Below are 24,057 nucleotides of genomic sequence, written 5' to 3'. Positions count from 1 at the left end.
TTTAACAGTGCTTCAAAAGTATTTGGATTGTCTTTTTTATGTCATAATACTCTTCTAAATAATTCCGTCCATTTTTTCCCATTTCATTTCTAAGATTTGAATTATTAGCAAAAATTCTAGCGTGTTCAATAAAGGATTCTAAGTCTCCACTTTCCGACCAAAATCCACTTTTTGAATCGGCTAATATTGTTTTTAAATCAGTATTTTTATCAGTAGCTGCAAGAACGGGAAGAGAGTGTTCCATATAGGCCGTTAATCTAGATGGGATGTTTGGAATTGTAAAGCGAGGGTCTAAAAAAATTAAACCTACTTCCGCTTTTTTCAATAAGAAATTATATTCTTTTTTAGGCAGGGAGTGGATTAAACGCACATTTTTATGATGAAATGTTTTCAAATGGTCCTTAATTCTGTCATATTCTGTTCCTGACCCAACAATCAACAAAAAACCATTTTCAACTTGATGAAAATGGTCAGCAACTTGTAATAAAAAATCAATCCCTTGTGGTTTTCCTAAATTTCCTCCGTAAATAAATAATATGGAATCCTGTGGAATTTCATATTTTTCTAATACCCCTGCATCTATCATTTCATCATTCTTCATTTCAACTGGTTCAATGGCATTGGGGAAAATTTCTACCTTTTCACGATTAATAAATGAATTATGGTTTAATAGATAATTCATATTTCCCTTTGACATACAACCAATCGTATCGGATACTTTATATAGTTTCTTCTCCTTCTCCCTGAAATACCTCCATATCATTCCGTTTGGTTTTATCATATTTATATCCACTGCATTTTGAGGAAAAATATCTTTTAACATTAAATAGCTTTTACTCCCTTGTTTTTTATAATATTGAACAATTGCTGAAAAAGTAATCGGGGGAGTGGAGTATAAGACTAGATCAAAGGATAGGTTTGAAAAAAATTTTTTAGCAGCCTTTAGGTATTGTCTTTCAATCATTAAAGTTGAAATCCCTTTTTCAATCAAATTTGTTTTCGTAATATTCCCAGTTTTAACCTTCAAAAGATGTATATTTCCTATATCAGTAAATTCTGTTTTTAAGCTTGTTCTTCGTTCACCAGGATATACCACATATATTTGAATCCCTCTCCTTGCAATTTCACGTACAAGATCAGAATATATTCCTCTTTCATGGACATTATCCATATTCCCCAATGTTAAAAATAGTAGATTCAACCTTTTCACCTGCTTGCGAGACTTCAATCATTATATTTATGACTAATATCTAAATGTACTTTCAAAGAATGAGAGAATTCTACTTCTTATCCTTGCTGGTTCTTCAATTAGGATTTTTTTTCCGTTCATTAGCTGCTTTGCATTTTCTATAAAATAAAAATTAGTCTTGATTCCAAATTTAGTTTTAATTATTTCATATGCCTTGTGAAGGTTGAAATTCCTCGAATCAAGATTATGAGCATCCGTTGCCACAAAATGTACCAAATGATGTTCAATTATTTTAAATGAAAAGCTTTTTGCTTTTTTACCAAAATGCCCGAGGATGCTGCTTGATGTCAGTTGAGTTAAAGCTCCTTCTTGAACTAATTCAAATAGAAGTTCTGGATCCTCCTGAAACATCGCATTTCTTTCTGGATGAGCAATAATGGGGATAATCCCTTTTAATAGCAATTCATAGACAATATCAAGAGTATAGCTAGGAACTTCTTGAGTAGGCAGTTCCAATAATAAATATTTTCCTTGATTATCAAGTGTTAAAATCTCATTCTCATTAAGAGATTGAAAGATTTCTCGATGAAGCCTTAATTCCTGCCCTCCATGAACATTTAATGGAATACTTTCATTTTGCAGGATTTGATTGAGTACACGCACTCCTTCTAAAATTTCCTGCTTTGTATTTTCATATCTGCCATTTAAATGATGAGGGGTTGCGAATAAATCTGTCACTCCTATAGCTACTGCTTGGTTAGCCATTTCAATAACTGATGCAAAGTCTCTGGGACCATCATCTATACTAGGGAGAATATGACAATGGATATCGATCAAGCTTTTCCCCCCTTTTTTCAAAAATAAAACATATTACTAGTAGTATTCACTAACTCCGGTATCCACCCCATTGACAACTACTCCTAGAAGATGTGATTTTGCCTTTTCTAATAATTCCTTTGCTTTTAAAGTCTTATCAATACGGGTTTTTCCGCTTGCTATAACGAGGACAACACCATCACATTTATTTGCTAAAATTTGTGGATCCGTTACTGCTAGGACAGGTGGAGTATCATAGACAACATAATCAAATTGCTCATTCATCTCCTTTATCCATAATTCCATTGCTTCTGAATTTAATAATTCGGATGGATTTGGTGGAAGGGGGCCACTCGTTAATATGTCTAAATTAGGAATATAAGTCTTAGTAATCGCCTCCCAAGAGTTTACTTCTTTCGTTAAAACATTTGTTAGTCCATAGATATTGCTTGTATTAAAAGTAAAATGCACCGTTGGTTTCCGTAAATCCGCATCGACCAGTAAAACCTTTTTCCCTTGTTGCGCAAGAACAATCGCAAGATTAGCTGCCGTTGTCGATTTTCCTTCAGAGGAATCCGGAGATGTGACAATCAGGGATTGAATTGCTTTATCGACGGAAGAAAATAAGATATTGGTCCTTATTAATCGATACTGCTCTGTCACAGCTAACTTAGGATGACTGTGTGCAATTAAATGCACTCCTTTTTTCATCCGATCTCTTCTTTTAAACCTCAAATGATTCAACTCCTACATTTTGGATGGCTGAATTTTTTTTACCCTTCAGATTTGCTATATTTTGGATAGAGCCTAAAACAGGTAGCCCAATATATTTGTCAACATCGTCTCCGTTCTTTAGTGTATTATCCAAGTAATCTAATAAGATAGATAATCCCATCCCCACCAAAACACCAATCACTAAGGCAATTCCAATATTTAAAATAGGATTGGGTTTTACAGGTGCAATATTTTTCTTTAATTCAGCTTTCGCGAGGATGCTGACATTGTCTACACTCATGATCCCCTCAATATCTCTCTGAAATGTTTCAGATACAGTATTGGCAATTTCGACAGCCATACCAGGATTGCTATCCTCAACGGTTACTGAAAATATCTGTGAATTTTCTTGACTATTTACAGCTATTTTCTGATTAAGCTGATCCACCGTTAATGGAAGATTTAACTCTTGAATGACTTTTTCTAAAATTGCCGGACTTTTAATAATGACACTGTACGTATTAATTAAATCGATATTGCTTCTTAATTGAGTAATATCAACTTGATTCTCAGAGTTCTTTTGATTAACAAGAATTTGCGTTGATGATTGATATACAGGTGCCATAATATAGAATGAAAATACACCGCTAACCATCATGGCAATAGATGTAAGTAATAAAATCAGTTTCCAACGCTTTTTAAAAATGAAGAAAATATCGCTTAAACTAAAAGTATCTTCCATATTAACCTCCCCTTTCATGTAGTGGATATTATTCTCTTTTATAAAAATCTACTACATTACTGCCATCAATCGTTGTACTTAACTACTCTTTTCTAAGAAATTGGTCAATACTTCTGAAATGATAAAATGCCCTTTATCATTCGGATGAAGATAATCATTTGCTAAAATGTCGACCAATAGAACATTTTCCGCTTTTACTTTCTTATTGATTTCTTCTATACAATTTATATATGTCCATTTATTTTTATTAATGATATTCTCTGATGCCCTGATATAATCTGAAAATTCTAGTCCTAAGCTATTTTTATTTTTGCTATTTGCAATAGGGTTAGGAGACATAATGATTATTTTCGCATTAGGGAGCTCTCTTTGAACTTTATCCATGATTTCCGTTAAATCCTTCACACTTTTTTGGATTGTGATCGATTGGGAATAATTATTATGCATTGAATTTTCAAATATTACTAAATCTGGCTGTTCCTTAATTAATGCGTCAATTTTCTTTCCCTTTAATAAATCATCTGTTGAATATCCTTCAAATCCATAATTTAATAGTTTAATTGCTTTTAATTCTTGATATTTTGATTGTAGATTTCTTTTTAATAGCTGAGACCATGCAAGGTTCGTGTTGCTTGCCCCAGTACCGGCAGTCAGATTACTTCCTAACACTGCAATGCTTGCCTTATCTTCTGTAAGGGACTTGTATCGCAGAAAATCAATCAGAGATTGTTTTTTAATTGCTGTTGAATTCAGACTCTCTATTAGTTTTATTCGCTCCCCATTATTCTTTTCTAAATACATTTCAGAAATTTTTTCTCCTTCAACCCTTGCTGAAACTGTCTTATTTTTCCAATGTTGATGTCCAAGATATAAGACAACTACACAGAAAAAACTTATGAAAAGAACAAAATATTTTTTCATTTTTCCTCCATTCCTTTTTCCAAAAATACCGTTAATCTTGAAGTTCTTCTCTAGAAAGACTTTCTTGCTGCGAATTTTCCTTTTGCCACTTAATAAATTCGATTAACATTTTGTACTGCTGGATTTGATCTTTATCTAGACCTAATTGCTTTAATTCAAAAACAAAATCAAACCACTCTTTTTCGATATATAGATGCCTATCCTTCTCAGTTCCTGTCTTTAATAAAGTGATTAAGTCAACTTTCAATACTTTAGCAATCTTTTGAATGACCTCTAAAGACGGATTATTATTAATACTTCGTTCAATATTACTCAAATAGGATTTTGAAATATTAGTCAAACGAGAAAGCTGTGAGAGGGAAAGGCCTCTTCTTTTACGAATTTCAGCTATATTATTTCCTATCATTTGAATACCTCTTTATTTTTTTTCCTGATACTAAATGATCACGATCCTTTTTGGATAAAATTTGCCCCCATATAACATCACAGTTTTATCGTTTTTTTGATGCATTCAAAGACTCTCTGCTGATCTTCGAGTGACATATTTGATCCAGATGGCAAACAAACCCCTGATAAAAATAGATTTTCAGAAACACTTTGCTGATCAAAATGAGTAAAATATTTTGCATCCTTGAACAGAGGTTGAAGGTGCAATGGTTTCCATACAGGTCTTGCTTCGACATTTTCATTAACTAAAGCCTCGATTAATTCTCTTGAAGTCATTCCTATTATTTCTTCATTAATCGTGAAAGTGGTTAACCAACGATTAGAAAAGCTTCCATGAAACTCTGGCATAAATGTAATTCCTGACACATCTTGTAATTCTTGTTGATAGATTTCGAAAATCCTTCTTCTTGCCTGTACTCTTTCCTCTATTACCTCTAATTGTCCTCGACCAATCCCAGCTAATATATTACTCAAGCGATAATTATATCCAGGCTCACTATGCTGATAATGAATGGCAGGATCCCTTGCTTGGGTGGCTAAAAATCTTGCTTTTTCTAACGCATCCAGTTGATTGGAGACAAGTATTCCTCCACCTGAGGTTGTGATTATTTTGTTACCATTAAAGGAGTAAATTCCAAACGTTCCAAAGGTTCCACTTGCCTTGCCCATATATGTAGATCCGAGTGATTCTGCTGCATCCTCGATAACAGGAACCTGATATTTCTCGCAAATAGGTAGAAGTTCATCCATTTTCGCTATTTGACCATAGAGGTTCACGATGATAACAGCTTTCGGAAGTTTTCCGCGAGCTGCTGCCTGTTGAAACGCCTTTTCTAATGCGATGGGTGACATATTCCAGCTTTCCGGTTCTGAATCAATGAAAACGGGCTCTGCACCAAGATAAAGAATCGGATTAGCTGTTGCCACAAACGTTAAGCTGGAACAAAAAACGGTATCTCCTTTTTGAACGTTTAATAAAATAAGAGCCAAATGAATGGCAGCTGTTCCTGAACTCACTGCAGCTGCTCCTTTGACTCCAACAAAATTTGCTATTTCTTTTTCAAATCCTTCAACATTTGGTCCTAATGGGGCAATCCAATTTGTTGCGAAAGCGTCATTAATATATTTCATTTCATTTCCACTCATATGGGGAGAGGAAAGAAAAATTCTTTTCTTCAACGTTGTTTCCACTAATCCAATCACCTCTTTATCCTATGTAAATTTTTATCCCACTCTTAACGGACAATAAGACTCCCACTTCACGATTCTGAGAATACGAAGAAGATAAGTGGGAGATCAACTGTCCGTAAAGGTCCGATAAGTTCAACTAACCATCAGTGGGGGATGAATGAAAACCCCCACTGATGGAAGTTTCACTTTATCCATGCTTTTCATTCTCCAACACTTTCGTACCAGTAAATAGCTCCATCGTTACATCTTCTGATTGGTTAACATTTTCTGATCCCAATACCTTGATAAAGGTTAACCACAAAATTTTCAAATCCAGCTTTATCGATTGATGATCAACATACCAAACATCAAATGCAAATTTTTCCTCCCAGCTTATGGCATTTCTGCCATTTATCTGAGCCCATCCCGTTATCCCTGGCTTGACTAAATGTCTTCTTGCTTGCTCTTCAGAATAAAGTGGGAGATATTCCATCAATAATGGTCTTGGACCAACAAGGCTTAAATCTCCCTTCAGGACATTCACTAGTTGTGGCAATTCGTCTAAGCTATATTTTCGTAAAAATCTTCCAAATGGGGGTAATCGCTGATAATCAGGCAGCAGTTCTCCGCTCTTATCCTTTCTCTCCGTCATCGTTCGAAATTTATAAAGATAAAACGGTGCACCGTGAAATCCAGGTCTTAGTTGTTTAAAAAGGATAGGAGACCCGAGTTTCGATGCTACTAAACTCCCAATTAGAATCATTAATGGGCTGCATACGATCAATAACAATATAGAAACGATTAAATCAAATATTCTTTTCATGGCCTCTCTTTTTCTCCCTAGCTTCTTTTAAGGAAGAGTCGTATTAATATGTAGATTTCTATTTGTTCCCTGGTTTAAGCATATTCAATTGCTGCTTGATTTCTTCTATTAAAATAGAAAACTTCATATCTTCTTCATTTCCTCGATTAAAGGCATATTGTAAAAGATCTTTGAATTCTTTGAGATTGAGCTCTTTTGTCAATTTAGTCACCGACTCTATCCATTTTTCATATTTCTTACAGCGTTTTAACTTCTGAACAATATCCGATTGGGTTTTTTGATTGCCAATTCCAAGAATCTCGGCACATTTCTTCAATTCCTCTCACTGCTCTCCAGCCAAGTTCTCGTTCTGCTTTTGTTACATCTGCATAGCATATGGCTACATCTCCTGCTCTTGGCTTCGAAATCTGATAAGGAATTTCCATTCCTGTTACGGCTTCAAAGGTGTTTACTAATTCGAGAACACTATAACCTTGTCCAGTTCCAAGATTATAAATATCCACCCCCCTTGCAGAGATTGTTTTCTCTAGTGCTTTCAGATGCCCACATGCTAAATCCACCACATGGATATAATCTCTTATACATGTTCCATCCTTCGTCGGATACTGATCTCCAAATATCTCAAGCATTGGATATTCACCTGCCGCCACTCTTGTCACAAATGGCATTAGGTTATTGGGCATTCCTTTCGGATCTTCGCCAATCTCGCCACTCTCATGAGCCCCAATTGGATTAAAATACCTCAATATAGTTATGCTCCAGTCCTGATCACTCAAAGAAAGATCCTTTAGCAGTTCTTCAATCATCCACTTTGTCCTTCCATAGGGATTCGTAGCGTGCAAAACATGATCTTCAGTGATTGGCGATTTTTCTGGCGACCCATAAACGGTTGCTGAAGAACTAAAAATTAAATTTTTAACACCATATTTTTGCATCACCCTACAAAGGTTTATCGTGCTAAAGAGATTTTGTTTATAATACAAAAGAGGAAACCGGACTGACTCACCTACAGCCTTCACTCCTGCAAAATGGATACACGCCTCAATTTTATTTTTTTGAAATATCTGTTCAAGATGGTCACGATCCAATAAATTCATATTATAAAATTGAAAATTTTCGCCTGACAACTTTCTTATTCGATGTACCACTTCAACACTGCTATTCATAAAGTTATCAATCACAACAATGTCACAGCCAGCTTGAAGTAATTCCAAACAAGTGTGGCTTCCAATATATCCTGCACCTCCCGTTACAAGAACTGCCAAAATATCCCTCCTCATAAATAAAGAAAACTCGCCAATTGGCAAGCCTTTAAACAAAGACAGAAGCATAGTTACCCTTATACTCCTTAAATTGTCCACTACGTCGATCTTCACCACTGTGTCAATTTTTACTTTTTTAAAGTGTAAAATAAATCCAAGTATTTTATATACTTGGATATCGATTAATTCCTGTTTTAACAGCCTCTCTTGTGAGAATAGAATAAAGATAAGCAAGCATATCCCCTTTCAAGTCCTCTCTTTCAAGAGCCATTTCAATCGTTGTTTGAATAAAACCCAATTTTTCACCGACATCATAACGGACACCTTCAAACTCATATCCAAATACCTCTTCAGATTGGTTTAATAAAGCAATCGCATCAGTCAGTTGAATCTCACCGCCTGTTCCAGGCTTAAGATCAGCAAGAATTTCAAAAATCCCCGGATTAAGAATATATCGTCCCATAATAGCAAGATTAGAAGGGGCCTCCTCCTTTTTTGGCTTTTCTACTAAACTATTAATGCGATAAAGCTGATTGTTCAAAAATTCCCCATCGATGATGCCATAGCGTGAAACCTCATGATTAGGAACTTTTTTTACACCAATTATGGATACTTCATAGCTCTCATATTGCTCAATCATTTGCTTCAAACATGGTTTTGACGCTCGAACAATGTCATCTCCTAAAAGAACAGCAAACGGTTCATCTCCAATAAATTTCCGTGCACACCAAATCGCATGCCCTAACCCTTTTGGCTCTTTTTGGCGAATATAATGGATATCCACCATTTTGGAGGATTTTTGAACCTCTTCCAGCAGATCTAATTTTCCTTTTTCAAAAAGTGTTTGTTCCAATTCAAAGGAATGATCAAAATGATCTTCAATCGCCCTTTTCCCTTTCCCAGTAACAATGATGATATCTTCTATTCCAGATTCAATAGCCTCTTCTACGATATATTGAATTGTGGGTTTATCGACGATTGGCAGCATCTCTTTAGGCATCGCTTTTGTTGCGGGCAGGAATCTCGTTCCCAGGCCAGCTGCAGGGATAATCGCTTTTCTAATTTTCATAGGTTAAACCCCTCTCTAGCTAGATACTTTCATCAGTGCAGACGAGACAATGCGGTTGTTAGCTAAATCAAGAATCCATGTACGCAATTCCTCTTTATCAAGCCTCGTGAAGCTTTTGATCATTTTTTCAATTTCCTCCATATGCACTTCTCTTTGCTTACCAATATAAATATTAGGAAATATTTGCTGCTCATGGATTTCGTCTTCATTTAACAGCTCTTCATATAATTTCTCACCAGGGCGTGCTCCTATAAATTGTATTCCGATGTCTTCAACATTATTTCCAGAAAGTGTGATTAAGTTTTGTGCAAGATCGACAATTTTAACGGGATCTCCCATATCCAAGACAAAAATTTCTCCTCCCTGTGCTAGTGCGCCAGCTTGAATAACAAGTCTTGCGGCCTCTGGAATCGTCATAAAATAACGAATCATTTCGGGATGAGTTACTGTAATTGGCCCTCCTTTCTCAATTTGTTTCGTAAATAAAGGAATAACACTTCCACGGCTGCCTAAGACATTCCCAAAGCGAACCGCAACAAATTTTGTGCTGCACTGCATGTTCAAATGCTGAATAACCATTTCCGCCAGTCTTTTCGTTGACCCCATTACACTGGTTGGGTTAACAGCCTTGTCGCTTGATATCATAACAAAGGTCTTGACATTTGCATTCATTGCAGCATTTGCTACATTCATGGTCCCAATCACATTATTTTTCAAAGCTTCCTCTGGATTTCTTTCCATTAATGGGACATGCTTGTGAGCAGCTGCATGATAAATTACATCTGGATGATATGTATCCATAATGGACATCATTTTCTCTGCGTCCTGTATATCAGCAATTTCTGTTAACAATACAATTTCACTATGTTTAAGGCTTTCTCTTAATTCCATTTCAATATTGTAAATACTATTTTCACCATGACCTAAAAGAATGAGTTTTTTCGGTTTAAATTGAGAAATTTGCCGGCATATTTCGGAACCAATCGATCCTCCTGCGCCAGTCACCATAATAATTTGGTCTTTTACGTATCCCTTAATTCCTTCGTTATCGAGCTCTACTGGCTCTCTTCCTAGTAAATCCTCTACTTTCACATCTCGTAGCTTATTGACAGTGACATTTCCTAAAACTAAATCCTCTAAAAATGGTAAAATTTGTGTTTTAATATTAGTTTGGGCGCACTCGTGGAAAATACGATTAATCTCTTTCTTTTTCAAAGAGGGAATCGCAATAATAATATGATTAATATTTAACTTTTTGGTTACTTCAACAATCTTTCTCGTTCCCCCAACAACTGGAATCCCCAATATTTCTAAGTTCTGCTTCCTTCGATTATCATCAATAAAAGCGTAAGGAAGTAGCTCGGAATCATTTCTTTTGAGCAATTGTCTAGCAACCATGACACCTGCCGATCCGGCACCGATAATTAATGTTCGTTTTTTATTATTATTTTTAAATAAAAACTGATCTCGTATGATCCTAAAGAAATATCTTGAACCTGCTATAAACAGCATATGAAGTAGCCAAGTAACCGTTAGTAAGCGATAAAATACCTCACCAACCACAATTTGCTGAATAATGGCAACAGAAATAATCGTTGCAGTTAGGGTTTTAAAAATGATAATCATTTCCCCAATGCTCGCATATTCCCATGCCTTTTTGTATAAATGAAAATAAAATGAAAATAAATAATAGCTAATAATTATGGCTATACTACTTATAACAACAGGAAAAGTTACAACATTTGTACTTGCCTCAACTAAAAATCGGCTAAAATAGATTGAAGTTAACACGATTATGGTATCAATTATTAAAAATAATGAGATGCGTTGATGATAAGTCATCTGCCTCCCTCCTTTGCTTATATATTTCAATGATTTTTTCATTCATTAGTAATAAAATAGGATTTTTCACGTTAAATTATTAATATTCATGAATAAATGGGGCATCTAACCCCTCCTCACATCACACTCTTGACGACTTGCGTCTAAGGTCATAAAAACCCACAGCATGATCGAGTGCCTCCTTTGATAACGGCAAAGAGACATCACCAGTGTGCAATCCTTTTTAAATAACATTTTTGTTCTTTATAAAGAACAAGCAAACAATAAGAAGGCCATCTAAAAAATACTTAGCTACTAATGACTCTTATTTTTATCAACCACTAAATTCTTTATTAAGAACAATTTTTATAAAAAAATATAGAAGTTATTCCTTTTTCACAAAATTCCTCCTATAGATCCTACTAAAATAGTAACAAATATCGATTACACCCTAATCATAATTCTGTATAAAGAACAAGTCAATATATATTTCATAAATTTTCTAAATTTTTTTAAGAACTTTTGTACTATTTTTATCCAAAAACAAAATTATATAGAATCAAGCACCCTTTCACTATTTTACCAGATTTTTTATATATGGTTTCCTTAAATTGCACCTGATAGGCTAAATGTAGTATTTGCCGGCGGAGGTCATGACAAGTGCTTTACAAAAAGTTGCAGATCGCCTTCCTCTGCATTGGACCCTTGATACATTGCAAAAGCTTCAGGAAGGAGCAAGTTTTAGTAGTTTATATTTATACATGATGATTTTTTAGCCTTTGCGTTAGTCTTCTATCTCATCGCAATCTATAAATTCAGTCGAAACAATTCAACGCAAACCTTTATATAATATTAAAAATCCAGATCTGAATTTCAGAGCTGGATTTTTTCCTTTATGAAAGATGTAACAGCCAAACAAAAAGCGGTCCCACGACTGAGCCGAGTAATGCGCTCAAAGTCATCGAAACGGAGCTCATTGAAGCAGTCAATTCCCCATATTCTAATGCCTTAGATGTTCCAAAGGCATGTGAAGCACTTCCTAATGCTATTCCTCTCCCTAACGAGCTCTGAATATTTGCCCATTTTAAAATCACCGGTCCTAGAATGGTTCCCGTAAAACCAGCAATTAGAACAAAAACAACCGTCATAGAGGGAACTCCGCCAATTCCGGATGAAACCTGAATAGCTACAGGAGTTGTCAAAGATTTTGGGACTAAAGAAAGAATATATCTATGCTCGATTCCTAAGGCAATCGCAAACAAAAACCCACTTATCAATGCGGTTACAAGTCCGACAACTACTCCGCTAACAATAGGAACAATATTAGATAGTAACACTTGACGCTGTTTATATAATGGATATGCTAATGCAACCACTGCCGGACCTAGAAATGACTGAATATACTTTCCACCAACCATATAGTCTTGATAGGAAAAATGACTGCAAAATAAAACCACAATAATGAGAATAGTGGATGGCAACAATGGCATTAAATAAGGTGCAGGGTACTTCATATATAATTTTCTCATCAATAGGTAAATACACACAGTTATAATAATTATTATAATTGCGTAGAATGCTTGCTGCACTCCATTTCCTCCTTTCGTCTTACCGCTCTTCTCTCAAGGAATTGACTCGTTCTTCCTGCTGCAATCAGCGTAATAATCGAACTGATGATCACAATGAGAATAAGGGCTATACCTTGCCAAGAAAGGAGGGAAGGATGATTCATGATTCCCACCGTTGCGGGAATAAAAAATAATGGTAAGAAGGCCAAAATAAAGCCTGATCCTTCATCCACCCATTTTGCTGGGATAATTTTAAAAGACAAACACGTGAGTAAGATGAGAAATCCAAGAATATTACCAGGAATCGGGATATGTAAATGACGATGGATCCAATCGCCTACAAAAGAAATAATAAAAATAAGTACAACTTGAAAAATGATTCTAATAATCTTCATGCTTAATCAATGCCTTAAAAAGACAGCTTCCCTTCTTTCGATTAATTTATGGGGCTATAACAGTCAAATGTCCACTAACTGGAATACCTTGGATGAATCATATTTTTTCATTGTATCACAAAAATTATTTCATTTCGTTAATTATAAAAAAAAAAAACTGATGACAGAATAATTAAATTTTCATGGTTTCATAGATTTGATTTTGACGAATCCATTTGGTTGCAACCCATTTCTCACCTGCTTTTACGGGTATACTGCTATGCACGGACATGCGATCCACTTGACCCAAATGATTCCCATAATGGAAATAAACAGCTGATCCTTTTTTTGGAGTAACAGCTAATCCTAACTTTGGAAAAACCGTTTCCCCACCTGTTTCTACATCATTTAAGTACATGAGCATCGTGCCGATCCTCTGTCCCCCTTTATTTTCATCCACCTTATTAGGAGGAAAATAATCAAAATGTGGCTTATATTCTTCGCCAATTTGATAATGTAACACTTGCAAACCTTCCCCATGAAGAACAGGATGATCCGTTATTTCCATTATCCGCTGTTCAATCTTGGCAATGAATGCATTTTCATTTACATGAAAATAAGTACCGGCACTTGTCCTTCCTGGGACTTGTTTTTCTTTACCTGTGAAGCTATCAATGATTTTTGAAGGTTGTAAACGTTCATTTGAAAGTGAAATAAGCTCATCACATTCCGCATCACTTAGGAAGTTATCTAAATATGTGATGAATGGACGTTCTATGCTTAAGAGAACTCTAATCTGGCGATCACTTGTCTGAATTAATTTTCCTTTGTGGGCGATTGAAGGTAGTTCAAAGTGATAAGGGCTATCTTCATTATTCGTTGTTTGAATCGGTTGGTTGCCTATTAATTTTATTATAGTGGAATAGGCAAATCGAGGTTCGAATCCTTTTTTTATCATAGCATCCACCACTAATTCTGGATTTACTCCAGTTTTTAATGTATTCTCAATCCAATCTTTTAGTTCATTTGTTATGCGATTGAATTTCACTTTGTCCAATAATATCTACTCCCTATTCGATTCGTTTGAAAATGATTCTTTTGTATAATGAATACTGAATTCAATACTGAAATGATATTTTCAAGATGAGACAGAAAGGAATCAGCTTCTCTGCCTCACCCCGAGGTATCAAGTGAAATTCTTTGAAAAAAATAAGTTAATAATACGGGTACGGAGTCCCACCATATGGATAATAAGGAGTTGAAACTGGATATGGAACAGGTGCTGGATAAGTTCCATATCCATAACCTGGGGTGGTCAATGCCCCTGCACCATAACCTCCATATCCTCCACCATGGTGTCCCCAATGTCCTCCGTGGTGTCCCCAATGTCCTCCATGATGATCCCAATGTCCTCCATGATGATCCCAATGTCCTCCATGATGATCCCATCCGCCGTGATGACCATCATGATAGCCTCCGTAAACAGGTCTTTCATCAAACATACTCCTCAGCTCCCTTTTTATAGTAAAAATGGTTATACACTCTACCGTATGCGGAAAGGTAGTCCAAGGAATGGGCGATATTTTTCGATTTAGTCTAAATATTTTGTATAAAGACATCTTACCATAATTAATCTTTCCCTTCGACCTTAAGGATTTAACACTTTTGATTTATTATGTGTTAATGGTATAATATGTAATTGATTCAATAATTTAGAAAAATAAAGGAGTAATTGATATGTCTGTAGATGTATACTTAAATTTTGACGGGAATTGCCGAGAAGCAGTTGAATTTTATGCAGAAGTTTTTGGAACAGAAAAACCACAAATTATGACATTTGGTGACTCTCCTCAAAATCCAGATTACCAACTACCTGAAGAAGCAAAAAATTTAGTGATGCACACACGCATTACCATCAGTGGCAGCAATGTGATGTTTTCAGATGTGTTCCCTGGCTACCCATTTCAGCAAGGCAATAATATTTCTCTTGCGTTCGTCAGCAAGGATCAAAATGAGATTATCTCCTGTTTTAATGAACTTAAAGAAGGTGGCAAGGTAGAAATGGAGCTTCAAGAAACATTTTGGAGCAAATGCTATGGAAGTCTCACTGATAAATTTGGCATTGGCTGGCAGTTTAGTCTTGAAAGTTAACCGAAAGGGGCAATATTACTCCATAAAAAGAAAAGCCAAATCCAAAATGATTTGGCTTTTCTCAATTATCTCTAACCTCATTATGATTGTTTTTTTAGGAGACACCCTGTAATAAATTGCAACCAGGAATAAACACCTATTTTTACAGTTTCCTCTACCTGATTATCTTTTGTCGGATCTAAGCAAACATAATCAATATGGGCAACAGAGGGATGCTTCCCGATTTCTAGTAAAATCAAAAAAAGCTCCGCTGCTGTCATCCCACCGGGAGTGGAAGCAGCAACTCCCGGTGCAGCAGAGATATCAAGAACATCCATATCGACTGTTACATAAATTCTCTTAACTCTTTCAGATAAGGTTTGCAAGGCATATTGTATGGTCTCTTTTAGCCCCTGTTTTCTTGCTTGATTCAACGTTACCATATGGATATTTTTCTTTTTCGCAAAATCGACAAGTTGTCTTGTATTGAAATAGCCATGGAGTCCAATATTCACAACATCCTTGCCAAGAACAATGCCTCCATCAATTAACTGTCTGATTGGAGTCCCATTTGCTGGTCCCCACTCACAAGGATCTCTCACATCTAAATGGGTATCAATTTGTAAGATTCCTATCCTCTCCAGCGGAAATGCTTTTTTAATTCCCCTTACGGCACAAGCAGTGATCGAGTGATCTCCACCAATCAAACAGGTTTGTGATTGCGGATATTTTTGGACAAGAAATGCAGTCGATTCCTCAATATTCTGATGGGATTCAGGAATATTTGTCGTATGCATGATGACATCGCCTGCATCTCCAATTAGAAAGGCTTTTAAATCTATATCTTCATCCAAATTATAGGTAGCAAACTTCCTCCACATTCTGCGAAAATAATCAGGGTAAAGGGATGCCCCTGACACACTAATGGATGATTTTGATATTGGCGCTCCATAAAGGATTAAATCGGGAACCTGATTGATTTGAGTTAATGCCTTTACCCATTGATGAACATACTCAGCTTCTGAAGCAGTTTGATTCCAATTCCAGCTTGGCGCCTGAAATTTGCTTAGATTCACTTATTCACCACCTGAACACCTTTTTTCCATACAGATTTGACATGATTGACTCCGAACTGATATTGCAACTCACGATAATCCTTGACCTTCCACATGACGACATCTCCTTGTTTTCCAACCTCCAATGATCCAATACATTTTTCACGATTAAGAGCACATGCCCCATTAAATGTCGCTGCCGTCAATGCTTCCCTTGGGGTTAGTCTCATTAATAGGCAAGCAAGATTCATAACAAGTGGCATAGATGTCGTGGGAGAGGAACCCGGGTTGCAATCAGTCGAAATCGCAACTGGAACACCTGCATCAATTATTTCTCTTCCCTTTGCAGCTTCCTCATGCAAAAATAATGCAGTAGCAGGTAACAAACAAGCGATTGTTCCCGCTCTTGCCAAAGCTTTCATTCCTTCTTTTGTTGTTTTCAATAAATGCTCAGCAGATATCGCACCTACCCTTGCAGCTACCTCTACACCACCATAAGATATAATCTCATCCGCATGGATTTTTGGTAGAAGCCCCCATTTTTTTCCAGCTTCAAGAATTCTCATCGCTTGTTCTTTTGTAAACACCCCCTGTTCACAAAAGACATCCTGAAACTCTGCTAATCTTTCTTTTGCTATAATTGGGAGCATAACATCAATAATAAATTGAACATATTCTTCCGCACGACTATCAAATTCTGCAGGAATCGCATGGGCCCCCATAAAGGTTGGAACTAGATCGATAGGGTGTTCTTGTTGCAATCGTTTCAGCACTCTTAATTGTTTTAGCTCCGTCTCCAAGTCTAAGCCATAACCGCTTTTTGCTTCGATTGTCGTTACTCCATGGGCTAAAAATGAATCAAGGCGCTTCATCGTTTGCTCCAACAATTCATCTACTGATGCCGCTCTGGTCATTCTCGTCGTTGCGTGGATGCCTCCACCCGATTCCATTATTTCCATATAGGTTGCACCAGAAAGTCTCATTTCAAATTCTTGTTCTCTACTACCTGCAAAAACGACATGTGTGTGGGAATCCACAAGTCCCGGAGTTATAAGATGATTAGTGGCATCAACGATCGTTGCTTCCTCTAAATGATCAGCATGTCGCGCTTCTAATTCATCCGTTCTTCCCACATCCTGAATTATTCCATTTCTCACTAAAATACTGCCATTTTCAATAAGTCCGAGTTCAGACATTTCTTTTTTTCTTCGCGGACCCACTTCTTTTGTCGCTAACGTTGCTAGCTGAGCAGCATGTTTGATCCAAAGGAGCTTAGTCATGTTGATTTTTCCTCCTTTGAGAGCATAGGGATGTTGATTCCTTTTCTTCGAGCTGTTAGTTTTGCTAATTCATAACCCGCATCCACATGTCTTGCCACACCTATTCCCGGATCCGATGTAAGAACCCGTTCAAGCTTTGCCTCAGCTTCTTTACTTCCATCTGCAACGATAACTACTCCTGCGTGAATGGAATACCCCATTCCAACGCCACCTCCATGATGAACGGATACCCAAGTAGCACCCGAAACTGCATTGAGCAGGGCATTTAAGATTGGCCAATCTGCAATAACATCCGAACCATCCTTCATCGCTTCCGTTTCGCGATTTGGTGAGGCAACAGACCCGGAATCAAGATGATCACGGCCAATGGCAATGGGAGCCTTTAGTTCACCCGTTGCGACCATTTGATTAATCATTTGACCAAAATGAGCCCTCTCCCCATAACCAAGCCAACAGATCCTTGCTGGCAAGCCTTGAAATGTGATTTTCTCCTGTGCCATTCGAACCCAGTTGCACAAATGAGTATTTTCTTTAAATTCTCTTAAGATGACTTCATCTATTTTATAAATATCTTCGGGATCTCCAGATAAGGCAACCCACCGGAAAGGACCTTTTCCCTCACAAAATTGCGGCCTAATGTAAGCAGGAACAAAACCAGGGAATTGAAAAGCATCTTCAACCCCTTCATCCTTTGCGATTTGACGGATGTTGTTCCCGTAATCAAAAGTAATGGCACCTTTTTTCATCATGTTTAGCATCGCTTTTACATGTTGAGCAATGGCTGCTTTGGATTGCTTTACATATTGCTTAGGATTTTGATTTCTGAGTTTCTCTGCTTCCTTTAAGGTCATGTGTAATGGAATATAGCCATTTAAAGGGTCGTGAGCAGATGTCTGATCTGTAAGGACATCTGGAATAAAATGTCGGGCAATCATCTCGGGAAGTATTTCTGCTGCATTTCCCAATAAACCAATCGACGAAGCACTTTTGTTTTCTTTTGCTTCAATTGCCATTTGCAAGGCTTCGTCTAAGGAATCGGTTTTCTTATCAATATACCCAGTCTTAATCCTTCGATTAATCTTTGACTCATCCACTTCAATCGCAATACATACTCCGCCATTCATGGTGATAGCTAATGGCTGTGCTCCTCCCATTCCCCCTAACCCTGCTGTGACAGTTATCGTGCCATGCAAATGACCATTAAAATGCTGCTTCGCGAGTTCTGCAAAGGTTTCATAAGTTCCTTGAACAATTCCTTGAGAACCAATATAAATCCAACTTCCAGCAGTCATTTGTCCATACATGATTAATCCCTTTTGATCGAGCTCATGGAAAGTTTCCCAATTGGCATAAGCAGGAACAATATTAGAATTAGCAAGTAGTACTCTCGGAGCATTCTGATGGGTTTTAAAAATGGCAACAGGTTTTCCTGATTGAATAAGCAAAGTTTCATTACCCTCTAACTCCTTTAGTGAATGGACAATTGCGTCAAAACATTCCCAATTTCTTGCTGCCTTCCCTATCCCACCATAAACAATGAGCTCTTCAGGCTTTTCTGCGACTTCTGCATCAAGATTATTCATTAGCATTCTTAACGCTGCTTCCTGTTGCCAGCCTTTTGTATTTAATGCCGTACCTCTTAAGCGAATGACACGACGCTGATATTTTTCCTCCACCTAAAGTCCTCTCCCATTCTGGCATTTTTTCTTAAAGATTTACCTCATTCACTTTTATGGATGGATTCGAATAAAAATTCATTTTTCAACCATTCTTCTGCTACGAGGATATCCTTTGCATACACTCGATCCACTTTTATCGCAGGTATTCGGCGTCTTCCTTCGTCAAACACCTTTTTAGTCACCGTCGCCATTTTTTCTGGTCCGCGAAGCTCCAAAGCTTGCATCGCACAAATGACTTCAATAGCGAGGACTCTTCTTGTATTCGTGATAATTTGATAAGCATGTCGTGCTCCTATCGTCCCCATACTGACGTGATCTTCTTGATTGGCAGAGGATGGAATCGAATCAACACTAGCTGGGTGAGCTAATGTTTTATTTTCAGATACAAGCGAAGCTGCGGAATACTGGAGAATCATCACACCCGATTGAAGTCCTGGCTCAGCACTTAAAAATGGGGGCAAATCATTTAGCTGCGGATTCACCAGCCTTTCAATTCTTCGTTCAGAGATATTCGCAAGCTCTGCCATTGCAATTCCCAAAAAATCCATCGCAAAAGCAATGGGTTGACCATGAAAATTTCCTCCTGAAATAACCTTTTTCCCATTATCAAAAATCAACGGATTATCTGTAGCTGCATTCAATTCTATTTCTAATTTTTCTTTCACATAATTTAACGTTTGCCACGTTGCACCATGAACTTGGGGAATACAACGAAGAGAATAGGCATCTTGCACGCGTTTTTCACCCTGTTTTGTCGTTAATTGACTTCCTTGTAACAAATAGCGCATCCGTTTGGCTACTGCGATTTGTTCTGGATAACCACGGACGATTTGTATCTCCTCATCAAATGCATCGATAATTCCATTTAACCCTTCAACGGTCATAGCACTAATGGTATCCGCTTGATAGCTTAATCTTTCCGCTTCAAGATAAGCAATCACACCCATCGCAGTCATTGCCTGAGTGCCATTAATTAATGCTAATCCTTCCTTTGCTGTTAAGGTTATAGGAGCTAACCCTTCCTTTTTCAATGCCTCTGAAGCTTCTATTTGCTTTCCCTGATAAAATACCTCCCCTTCTCCAAGAAGAGGAAGGACCAGATGAGCAAGTGGAGCCAAATCTCCGCTAGCTCCAAGTGAGCCTTGAACAGGTACAACGGGATGGATTTTTGCATTTACAAACTGGATTAACCGTTCAATGACTACTTTTCTCACACCTGAAAAACCTTTCAACAAGGCATTTGCTCTTAAGACAAGCATGGCTCTTGATACGAGTTCAGGAAAAGCCTCCCCCATCCCGCATGCATGTGAATGGATTAAATGAAATTGCAGCATTTCCACATCTTTAGGATGAATCCATACATCACTGAATTTCCCAAAACCCGTTGTAATCCCATAAACAATTGCGTTATCTTGAACAATTTGCTCGACTGCTTTTCTACTGGCTTCAACCCTCCGAAAACTTTCACTAGAAGCAGCTACTTTATGACAGCCATATAAAATACTATCCATTTCTTTGAGTGTTAAGGAATTTCCTGTCAAAATGACCATTTCAACCCCTACTTTCCCTTACTTTATCCCACTAAGGAAAAAGAAAATAGGGAGCTATACAAAGAAATCTGCCTGATTTCCAAGTACAGCCCCCTACTGTCTTATGACAATGATTACTAGTGCTTCTATTCATTGGCATCCCACTCACTTTACATCTATATCTATTTTTGAGCATTTATAGCGCTTACTACCACCTTATGCAAGGATACTCTGTCTCATTAATCATTTTTGGCTAATTATAAGACATGATTAAAAAAAATGACCCATCCGTTTACAAAAAGATGGGGTCAATCGTTATTTTATTCCACTGATTTTAATACTTCCTCCTTCCATTTTATTTTAAAGAATTGAGCGTATATTTAACAGAAATTACATGATTCGGCATGAAAAATGAGTACAAACCAGTTAGTTTGTACTCATCCCCCTTATCCTTATTTAAACTGTGTAATGACATTAAATCCATATGTTTTATAATTGCTCATATCAGTTAAAACATCTGTAACGTCATCAAGAGAAATTTCTCTAGAGACCAAAGATTTTGGATTTAGTTTTTCTTGAGCAATTAAAGACAAGAGTCCATCATAGTCAGTCCGAGGGTTGCCTAGGCTTCCAACTATTTCAAGTTCTTGTGCAGTTATGACATCTATTGGTAAGCCAGCTATTCCTCCTTCATTGCTCGTGGTTAAACCAATTTGGACATGACGGCCACCTTTTCGAAGGGAAAGAACAGAATTTAGAATCGTCTCTTGGATACCAAGTGCTTCTATTGAAGCATGTGCTCCACCACGAGTGATTTCCTTCACAGCTTCAATCACACTTTCCTCTCTTGCATTTACGGTTGCCACGGCCCCTTCTTTCTTAGCTAAATCCAATTTAGCTGGATCTACATCTACAGCAATAACCTGTGCCCCTATGGCGTTTGCCACTTGAACGGCAGATAATCCAACTCCACCTGCACCATGAACGACTAACCAATTGCCAGGCTTTACATCGCTTCTGATAACGCCGTGATATCCCGTCATATAACGGCATCCAATCGCTGCGGCTGAGAGTGAATCAACCTCATCTGGAAGTGGCACTAAATTAAAATCTCCATTAGGAACCTTTACATATTCAGCATATGCCCCATCATAACCAAAACCAAAAATTTGCAAATGATCGCAGCGATTAGAATGACCGCTGAGACAGTTTGGACAATGCGAACATCCTTCATGGAAAGGTGTTGTCACACGATCTCCCGGTCGAAAGTTTTTTACCTCCTTACCGATTGCTTCCACAACCCCACCCATCTCATGACCAGGAATAATCGGTAATTCCGGACTTAATCCAATCCAAGACCAATCCCCCATCCAAGCATGCCAATCACTGCGGCATACTCCGCTTGCTTCAATTCTGATAATCACATCATGTGGTCCAGGAGTTGGATCTGGAACATTTCCAATTCTTAATGGTTTTCTGTGTTCAATAATTTGTGCAGCTCTCATCCTATCTTCCCCTTCCATTCTTCACCTTACATCCATTCGCTTATTCAATTATGAATGCACTCACCTTCTATCCATATTCAAACCTGTCCAAAAAAATGCCCAAAATTTGTCATTTTATTTCTATCTATTTATGAAAAGGAAAGTATCAAAAAACCCTAGTGTATTGAGGTAATAAAGTTGTTTTATTTACAATAAAGTCGTTTAAAAAATAATAAAGTTATTTAAAAATGTGAGTCACTCTATTCAACAATCAAGCCAGATTGTTGAACAAGAGTTCAAGAAATTTATTGGTCATTCATTTAAAGGTTGTTTGGGATGAATCGGAGTGAACTGTATCATAAGTAAATGGGGTTTTTAGCCAAATGCCTCTCCTTAAGGTTAGAGAGCTAGAACATAATAAGTTTTCTAAACAGAAATAGAAATGATAAGAATTGTATTGTCTAAAAATAAAGAAAACAGATTGACAAATTTAAGAATTCTATTAAACTAAAAACATTCTATCCTCAAAAGCTTCTCTAAATTTTCTTTTTATATTAGCTATCCGCAAGTCTTTATTTGCCTTTTACTTTCTCCAATTGAAGCCACATTAAACCACTTTTTTTCACTCGCATTAGTACTCATTAATTTTAAAATCTGTTCGAAGTTCAAATGAATAAATAATGGAGATGATTCATTCGTGGCATCGAATATGTATGCTATTAAATGCCCATGTTTGAGGACGTTTTGCATTTGAAGATGATTATTACAAAACTTATGAAAAGAACATCTTTTTGACATATTGGCTATATAAAGGGTGCTGTAAATGACATGACCATTGGATAGGAGGGTGGGATGTAATGGGATTTGAAGAAGAAACCAGGCCTTTATGAATGCTCACTTGCAGGCACGGCGCTTACAAGAAGGCCATAACCAGGCTGAAATGTTATTCTTGAAGCAAGTGTGGTGGCCGTTATTTTACCATTTCCGGTATCTCCATCCAGAATATGAAGTCAATGATTTCAAGGATGGAAAAAGGTATTTAGATTTTGCTTATATTCGTCCAGCCATCCGGATTTGCCTTGAGGTCGACGGATATGGCCCTCACCTAAAGAACATAAGCAGATGGCAATTTTCCGACAACATGGAACGTCAAAACCAGTTGGTGATTGACGGATGGACCGTGCTCCGCTTTTCTTATGACCAAGTTAAAGAGAAGCCTCGTCGATGTCAACAGATTGTTCAGCAAGTGATTGGTCGATGGTTGGGGGATGAACTGGACCAGACATCTCAGTCCTTTCTCGAAAAGGAAGTGCTTCAGCTAGCAATTCGAAAAGGAGAAGCCATATCTCCTATAGAAGTCGAGAAGTATTTGAGGCTAAGTGATAAGACGGTAAAAAAAGTCCTTTCTCAATTAGTCGATAAAAAGATGCTCATTCCCGCATCTGGGATCAAGAGGGTCCGCTCTTATCGATTGGGGGATCAGGTTAAGCACCCGATCTGAAAAATAGACGGAAAAATTTCGCTTAAGTAGTAAATAGCATTGAAAATAGTTTGAATAGACGGAGAAATTCCGCCTATTGACTCGAAAAACGTGAAAATAGGCGATTTTGCTTTGCATAATCGGAAAACCTCCCCTTATATACCCCAAAACGAGCTACATTCTGCATCTAACCGAAAAATCTCCGCTTATTTTACTATCGTTGGAAGGGAACAGGAAAAAACAGTTTCAGAAGGTCAAAATTAATCAAGAAAATATAAAAAAAAATGAGCCGCAAATAAAACAAGAAAACTTCACTTATGCGTTACGGAGAACCGTATCATAAATAATGTTATTCCATAAAACGGGCGCTATTGTTGGTGCGAAATGTTCCTGACTCAAATGAAATGTGGTCACACAATTTCGGTAAAGGTCAGGCAGTTTTAGATTATTAAGACTGAAGGGTTATATCGAGGAGTCGAATGAAGAGGTAACGCTCTGAAAGGC

Annotated in this window: 23 protein-coding genes; 2 read left to right on the top strand and 21 right to left on the bottom strand. The window is 37.2% G+C overall.

Annotated features, from left to right (window positions below):
- Position 1: 1 nt before the first annotated feature.
- The 16 genes from ACE38V_RS08485 to ACE38V_RS08410 form a co-directional block, all read right to left on the bottom strand.
- Positions 2-1,201 carry a glycosyltransferase family 4 protein gene (locus ACE38V_RS08485; RefSeq protein ID WP_375840788.1) on the bottom strand — a complete coding sequence of 400 codons (1,200 nt, stop codon included), beginning with the start codon at positions 1,199-1,201 and terminating at the stop codon, positions 2-4.
- A 42-nt stretch (positions 1,202-1,243) separates the two neighbouring features.
- Positions 1,244-2,026, bottom strand: coding sequence for a tyrosine-protein phosphatase (locus tag ACE38V_RS08480; RefSeq protein WP_375840787.1), 783 nt, complete (start codon positions 2,024-2,026; stop codon positions 1,244-1,246).
- Positions 2,027-2,062: 36 nt separating this feature from the next.
- Entirely contained in the window at positions 2,063-2,740 is a 678-nt protein-coding gene (locus ACE38V_RS08475) for a CpsD/CapB family tyrosine-protein kinase (protein WP_375840786.1), read from the bottom strand.
- A complete protein-coding gene (locus tag ACE38V_RS08470) occupies positions 2,730-3,461 on the bottom strand; it encodes a YveK family protein (RefSeq protein ID WP_375840785.1) in 732 nt (243 codons plus the stop codon). The genes ACE38V_RS08475 and ACE38V_RS08470 overlap by 11 nt, the downstream gene beginning before the upstream one ends.
- Before the next feature lie 78 nt (positions 3,462-3,539).
- Positions 3,540-4,382: an SGNH/GDSL hydrolase family protein gene (locus ACE38V_RS08465; RefSeq protein ID WP_375840784.1), complete on the bottom strand. Its 843-nt coding sequence runs from the start codon at positions 4,380-4,382 to the stop codon at positions 3,540-3,542.
- Between the two features lie 31 nt (positions 4,383-4,413).
- Complete coding sequence (locus ACE38V_RS08460) at positions 4,414-4,788, bottom strand: helix-turn-helix domain-containing protein (protein ID WP_375840783.1); 375 nt, start codon at positions 4,786-4,788, stop codon at positions 4,414-4,416.
- 77 nt (positions 4,789-4,865) lie between these two features.
- Positions 4,866-5,975: an aminotransferase class I/II-fold pyridoxal phosphate-dependent enzyme gene (locus ACE38V_RS08455; protein ID WP_375840955.1), complete on the bottom strand. Its 1,110-nt coding sequence runs from the start codon at positions 5,973-5,975 to the stop codon at positions 4,866-4,868.
- Between the two features lie 232 nt (positions 5,976-6,207).
- On the bottom strand, positions 6,208-6,822 hold the full coding sequence (locus ACE38V_RS08450) for a sugar transferase (protein WP_375840782.1): 615 nt from the start codon (positions 6,820-6,822) through the stop codon (positions 6,208-6,210).
- A gap of 58 nt (positions 6,823-6,880) precedes the next feature.
- Positions 6,881-7,033 (bottom strand): YwzD family small protein, encoded by a 153-nt coding sequence (locus ACE38V_RS08445; RefSeq protein ID WP_375840781.1) that lies wholly within the window; start codon positions 7,031-7,033, stop codon positions 6,881-6,883.
- A gap of 25 nt (positions 7,034-7,058) precedes the next feature.
- Positions 7,059-8,087: a UDP-glucose 4-epimerase GalE gene (galE, locus tag ACE38V_RS08440; RefSeq protein ID WP_375840780.1), complete on the bottom strand. Its 1,029-nt coding sequence runs from the start codon at positions 8,085-8,087 to the stop codon at positions 7,059-7,061.
- A gap of 160 nt (positions 8,088-8,247) precedes the next feature.
- Entirely contained in the window at positions 8,248-9,153 is a 906-nt protein-coding gene (galU, locus tag ACE38V_RS08435) for a UTP--glucose-1-phosphate uridylyltransferase GalU (protein ID WP_375840779.1), read from the bottom strand.
- A 15-nt stretch (positions 9,154-9,168) separates the two neighbouring features.
- Positions 9,169-10,995, bottom strand: coding sequence for a polysaccharide biosynthesis protein (locus ACE38V_RS08430; protein WP_375840778.1), 1,827 nt, complete (start codon positions 10,993-10,995; stop codon positions 9,169-9,171).
- Positions 10,996-11,867: 872 nt separating this feature from the next.
- Positions 11,868-12,563: an LrgB family protein gene (locus tag ACE38V_RS08425; protein WP_375840777.1), complete on the bottom strand. Its 696-nt coding sequence runs from the start codon at positions 12,561-12,563 to the stop codon at positions 11,868-11,870.
- Positions 12,536-12,937, bottom strand: a complete 402-nt coding sequence (locus ACE38V_RS08420) for a CidA/LrgA family protein (RefSeq protein WP_375840776.1) — start codon at positions 12,935-12,937, stop codon at positions 12,536-12,538. The genes ACE38V_RS08425 and ACE38V_RS08420 overlap by 28 nt, the downstream gene beginning before the upstream one ends.
- 172 nt (positions 12,938-13,109) lie before the next feature.
- Positions 13,110-13,964: a 2OG-Fe(II) oxygenase gene (locus ACE38V_RS08415; protein ID WP_375840954.1), complete on the bottom strand. Its 855-nt coding sequence runs from the start codon at positions 13,962-13,964 to the stop codon at positions 13,110-13,112.
- 166 nt (positions 13,965-14,130) lie between these two features.
- Positions 14,131-14,418, bottom strand: coding sequence for a cobalt transporter (locus tag ACE38V_RS08410; protein WP_375840775.1), 288 nt, complete (start codon positions 14,416-14,418; stop codon positions 14,131-14,133).
- 235 nt (positions 14,419-14,653) lie between these two features.
- Between ACE38V_RS08410 and ACE38V_RS08405 the strand changes: the two genes are divergently transcribed.
- Positions 14,654-15,067 carry a VOC family protein gene (locus ACE38V_RS08405; protein ID WP_375840774.1) on the top strand — a complete coding sequence of 138 codons (414 nt, stop codon included), beginning with the start codon at positions 14,654-14,656 and terminating at the stop codon, positions 15,065-15,067.
- Between the two features lie 80 nt (positions 15,068-15,147).
- On the opposite strand, the gene ACE38V_RS08400 is transcribed toward ACE38V_RS08405, so the two are convergent.
- The 5 genes from ACE38V_RS08400 to ACE38V_RS08380 form a co-directional block, all read right to left on the bottom strand.
- Positions 15,148-16,122, bottom strand: coding sequence for an agmatinase family protein (locus ACE38V_RS08400; RefSeq protein WP_375840773.1), 975 nt, complete (start codon positions 16,120-16,122; stop codon positions 15,148-15,150).
- Complete coding sequence (gene hutI, locus ACE38V_RS08395; protein ID WP_375840772.1) at positions 16,119-17,381, bottom strand: imidazolonepropionase; 1,263 nt, start codon at positions 17,379-17,381, stop codon at positions 16,119-16,121. The genes ACE38V_RS08400 and hutI overlap by 4 nt, the downstream gene beginning before the upstream one ends.
- Positions 17,378-19,057, bottom strand: a complete 1,680-nt coding sequence (gene hutU / locus ACE38V_RS08390) for a urocanate hydratase (protein WP_375840771.1) — start codon at positions 19,055-19,057, stop codon at positions 17,378-17,380. Before hutU ends, hutI begins: the two co-directional genes overlap by 4 nt.
- Before the next feature lie 44 nt (positions 19,058-19,101).
- Complete coding sequence (gene hutH / locus ACE38V_RS08385) at positions 19,102-20,610, bottom strand: histidine ammonia-lyase (protein ID WP_375840770.1); 1,509 nt, start codon at positions 20,608-20,610, stop codon at positions 19,102-19,104.
- 431 nt (positions 20,611-21,041) lie between these two features.
- Positions 21,042-22,094 (bottom strand): zinc-dependent alcohol dehydrogenase family protein, encoded by a 1,053-nt coding sequence (locus ACE38V_RS08380; protein WP_375840769.1) that lies wholly within the window; start codon positions 22,092-22,094, stop codon positions 21,042-21,044.
- Between the two features lie 919 nt (positions 22,095-23,013).
- On the opposite strand from ACE38V_RS08380, the gene ACE38V_RS08375 reads away from it, so the two are divergent.
- Positions 23,014-23,574 carry a DNA-binding response regulator gene (locus ACE38V_RS08375; protein ID WP_375840953.1) on the top strand — a complete coding sequence of 187 codons (561 nt, stop codon included), beginning with the start codon at positions 23,014-23,016 and terminating at the stop codon, positions 23,572-23,574.
- Positions 23,575-24,057 lie beyond the last annotated feature (483 nt).

The sequence above is a fragment of the Cytobacillus sp. Hz8 genome (assembly GCF_042263505.1).
GTDB lineage: Bacteria > Bacillota > Bacilli > Bacillales > Cytobacillaceae > Bacillus_BE.
Note: the sequence above shows the minus strand (reverse complement) of the source record. Positions and strands in the feature narration are given on the sequence as shown.

What these genes read in the sequence shown, in the direction of transcription:
- ACE38V_RS08470 (WP_375840785.1), bottom strand. Translation starts at nt 3,461, where the DNA reads ATGGAAGATACTTTTAGTTTAAGCGATATTTTCTTCATTTTTAAAAAG.
- ACE38V_RS08465 (WP_375840784.1), bottom strand. Translation starts at nt 4,382, where the DNA reads ATGAAAAAATATTTTGTTCTTTTCATAAGTTTTTTCTGTGTAGTTGTC.
- ACE38V_RS08460 (WP_375840783.1), bottom strand. Translation starts at nt 4,788, where the DNA reads ATGATAGGAAATAATATAGCTGAAATTCGTAAAAGAAGAGGCCTTTCC.
- ACE38V_RS08455 (WP_375840955.1), bottom strand. Translation starts at nt 5,975, where the DNA reads ATGAGTGGAAATGAAATGAAATATATTAATGACGCTTTCGCAACAAAT.
- ACE38V_RS08450 (WP_375840782.1), bottom strand. Translation starts at nt 6,822, where the DNA reads ATGAAAAGAATATTTGATTTAATCGTTTCTATATTGTTATTGATCGTA.
- galU (WP_375840779.1), bottom strand. Translation starts at nt 9,153, where the DNA reads ATGAAAATTAGAAAAGCGATTATCCCTGCAGCTGGCCTGGGAACGAGA.
- ACE38V_RS08430 (WP_375840778.1), bottom strand. Translation starts at nt 10,995, where the DNA reads ATGACTTATCATCAACGCATCTCATTATTTTTAATAATTGATACCATA.
- ACE38V_RS08420 (WP_375840776.1), bottom strand. Translation starts at nt 12,937, where the DNA reads ATGAAGATTATTAGAATCATTTTTCAAGTTGTACTTATTTTTATTATT.
- ACE38V_RS08410 (WP_375840775.1), bottom strand. Translation starts at nt 14,418, where the DNA reads ATGTTTGATGAAAGACCTGTTTACGGAGGCTATCATGATGGTCATCAC.
- ACE38V_RS08405 (WP_375840774.1), top strand. Translation starts at nt 14,654, where the DNA reads ATGTCTGTAGATGTATACTTAAATTTTGACGGGAATTGCCGAGAAGCA.
- hutI (WP_375840772.1), bottom strand. Translation starts at nt 17,381, where the DNA reads ATGACTAAGCTCCTTTGGATCAAACATGCTGCTCAGCTAGCAACGTTA.
- hutH (WP_375840770.1), bottom strand. Translation starts at nt 20,610, where the DNA reads ATGGTCATTTTGACAGGAAATTCCTTAACACTCAAAGAAATGGATAGT.
- ACE38V_RS08380 (WP_375840769.1), bottom strand. Translation starts at nt 22,094, where the DNA reads ATGAGAGCTGCACAAATTATTGAACACAGAAAACCATTAAGAATTGGA.
- ACE38V_RS08375 (WP_375840953.1), top strand. Translation starts at nt 23,014, where the DNA reads ATGTTATTCTTGAAGCAAGTGTGGTGGCCGTTATTTTACCATTTCCGG.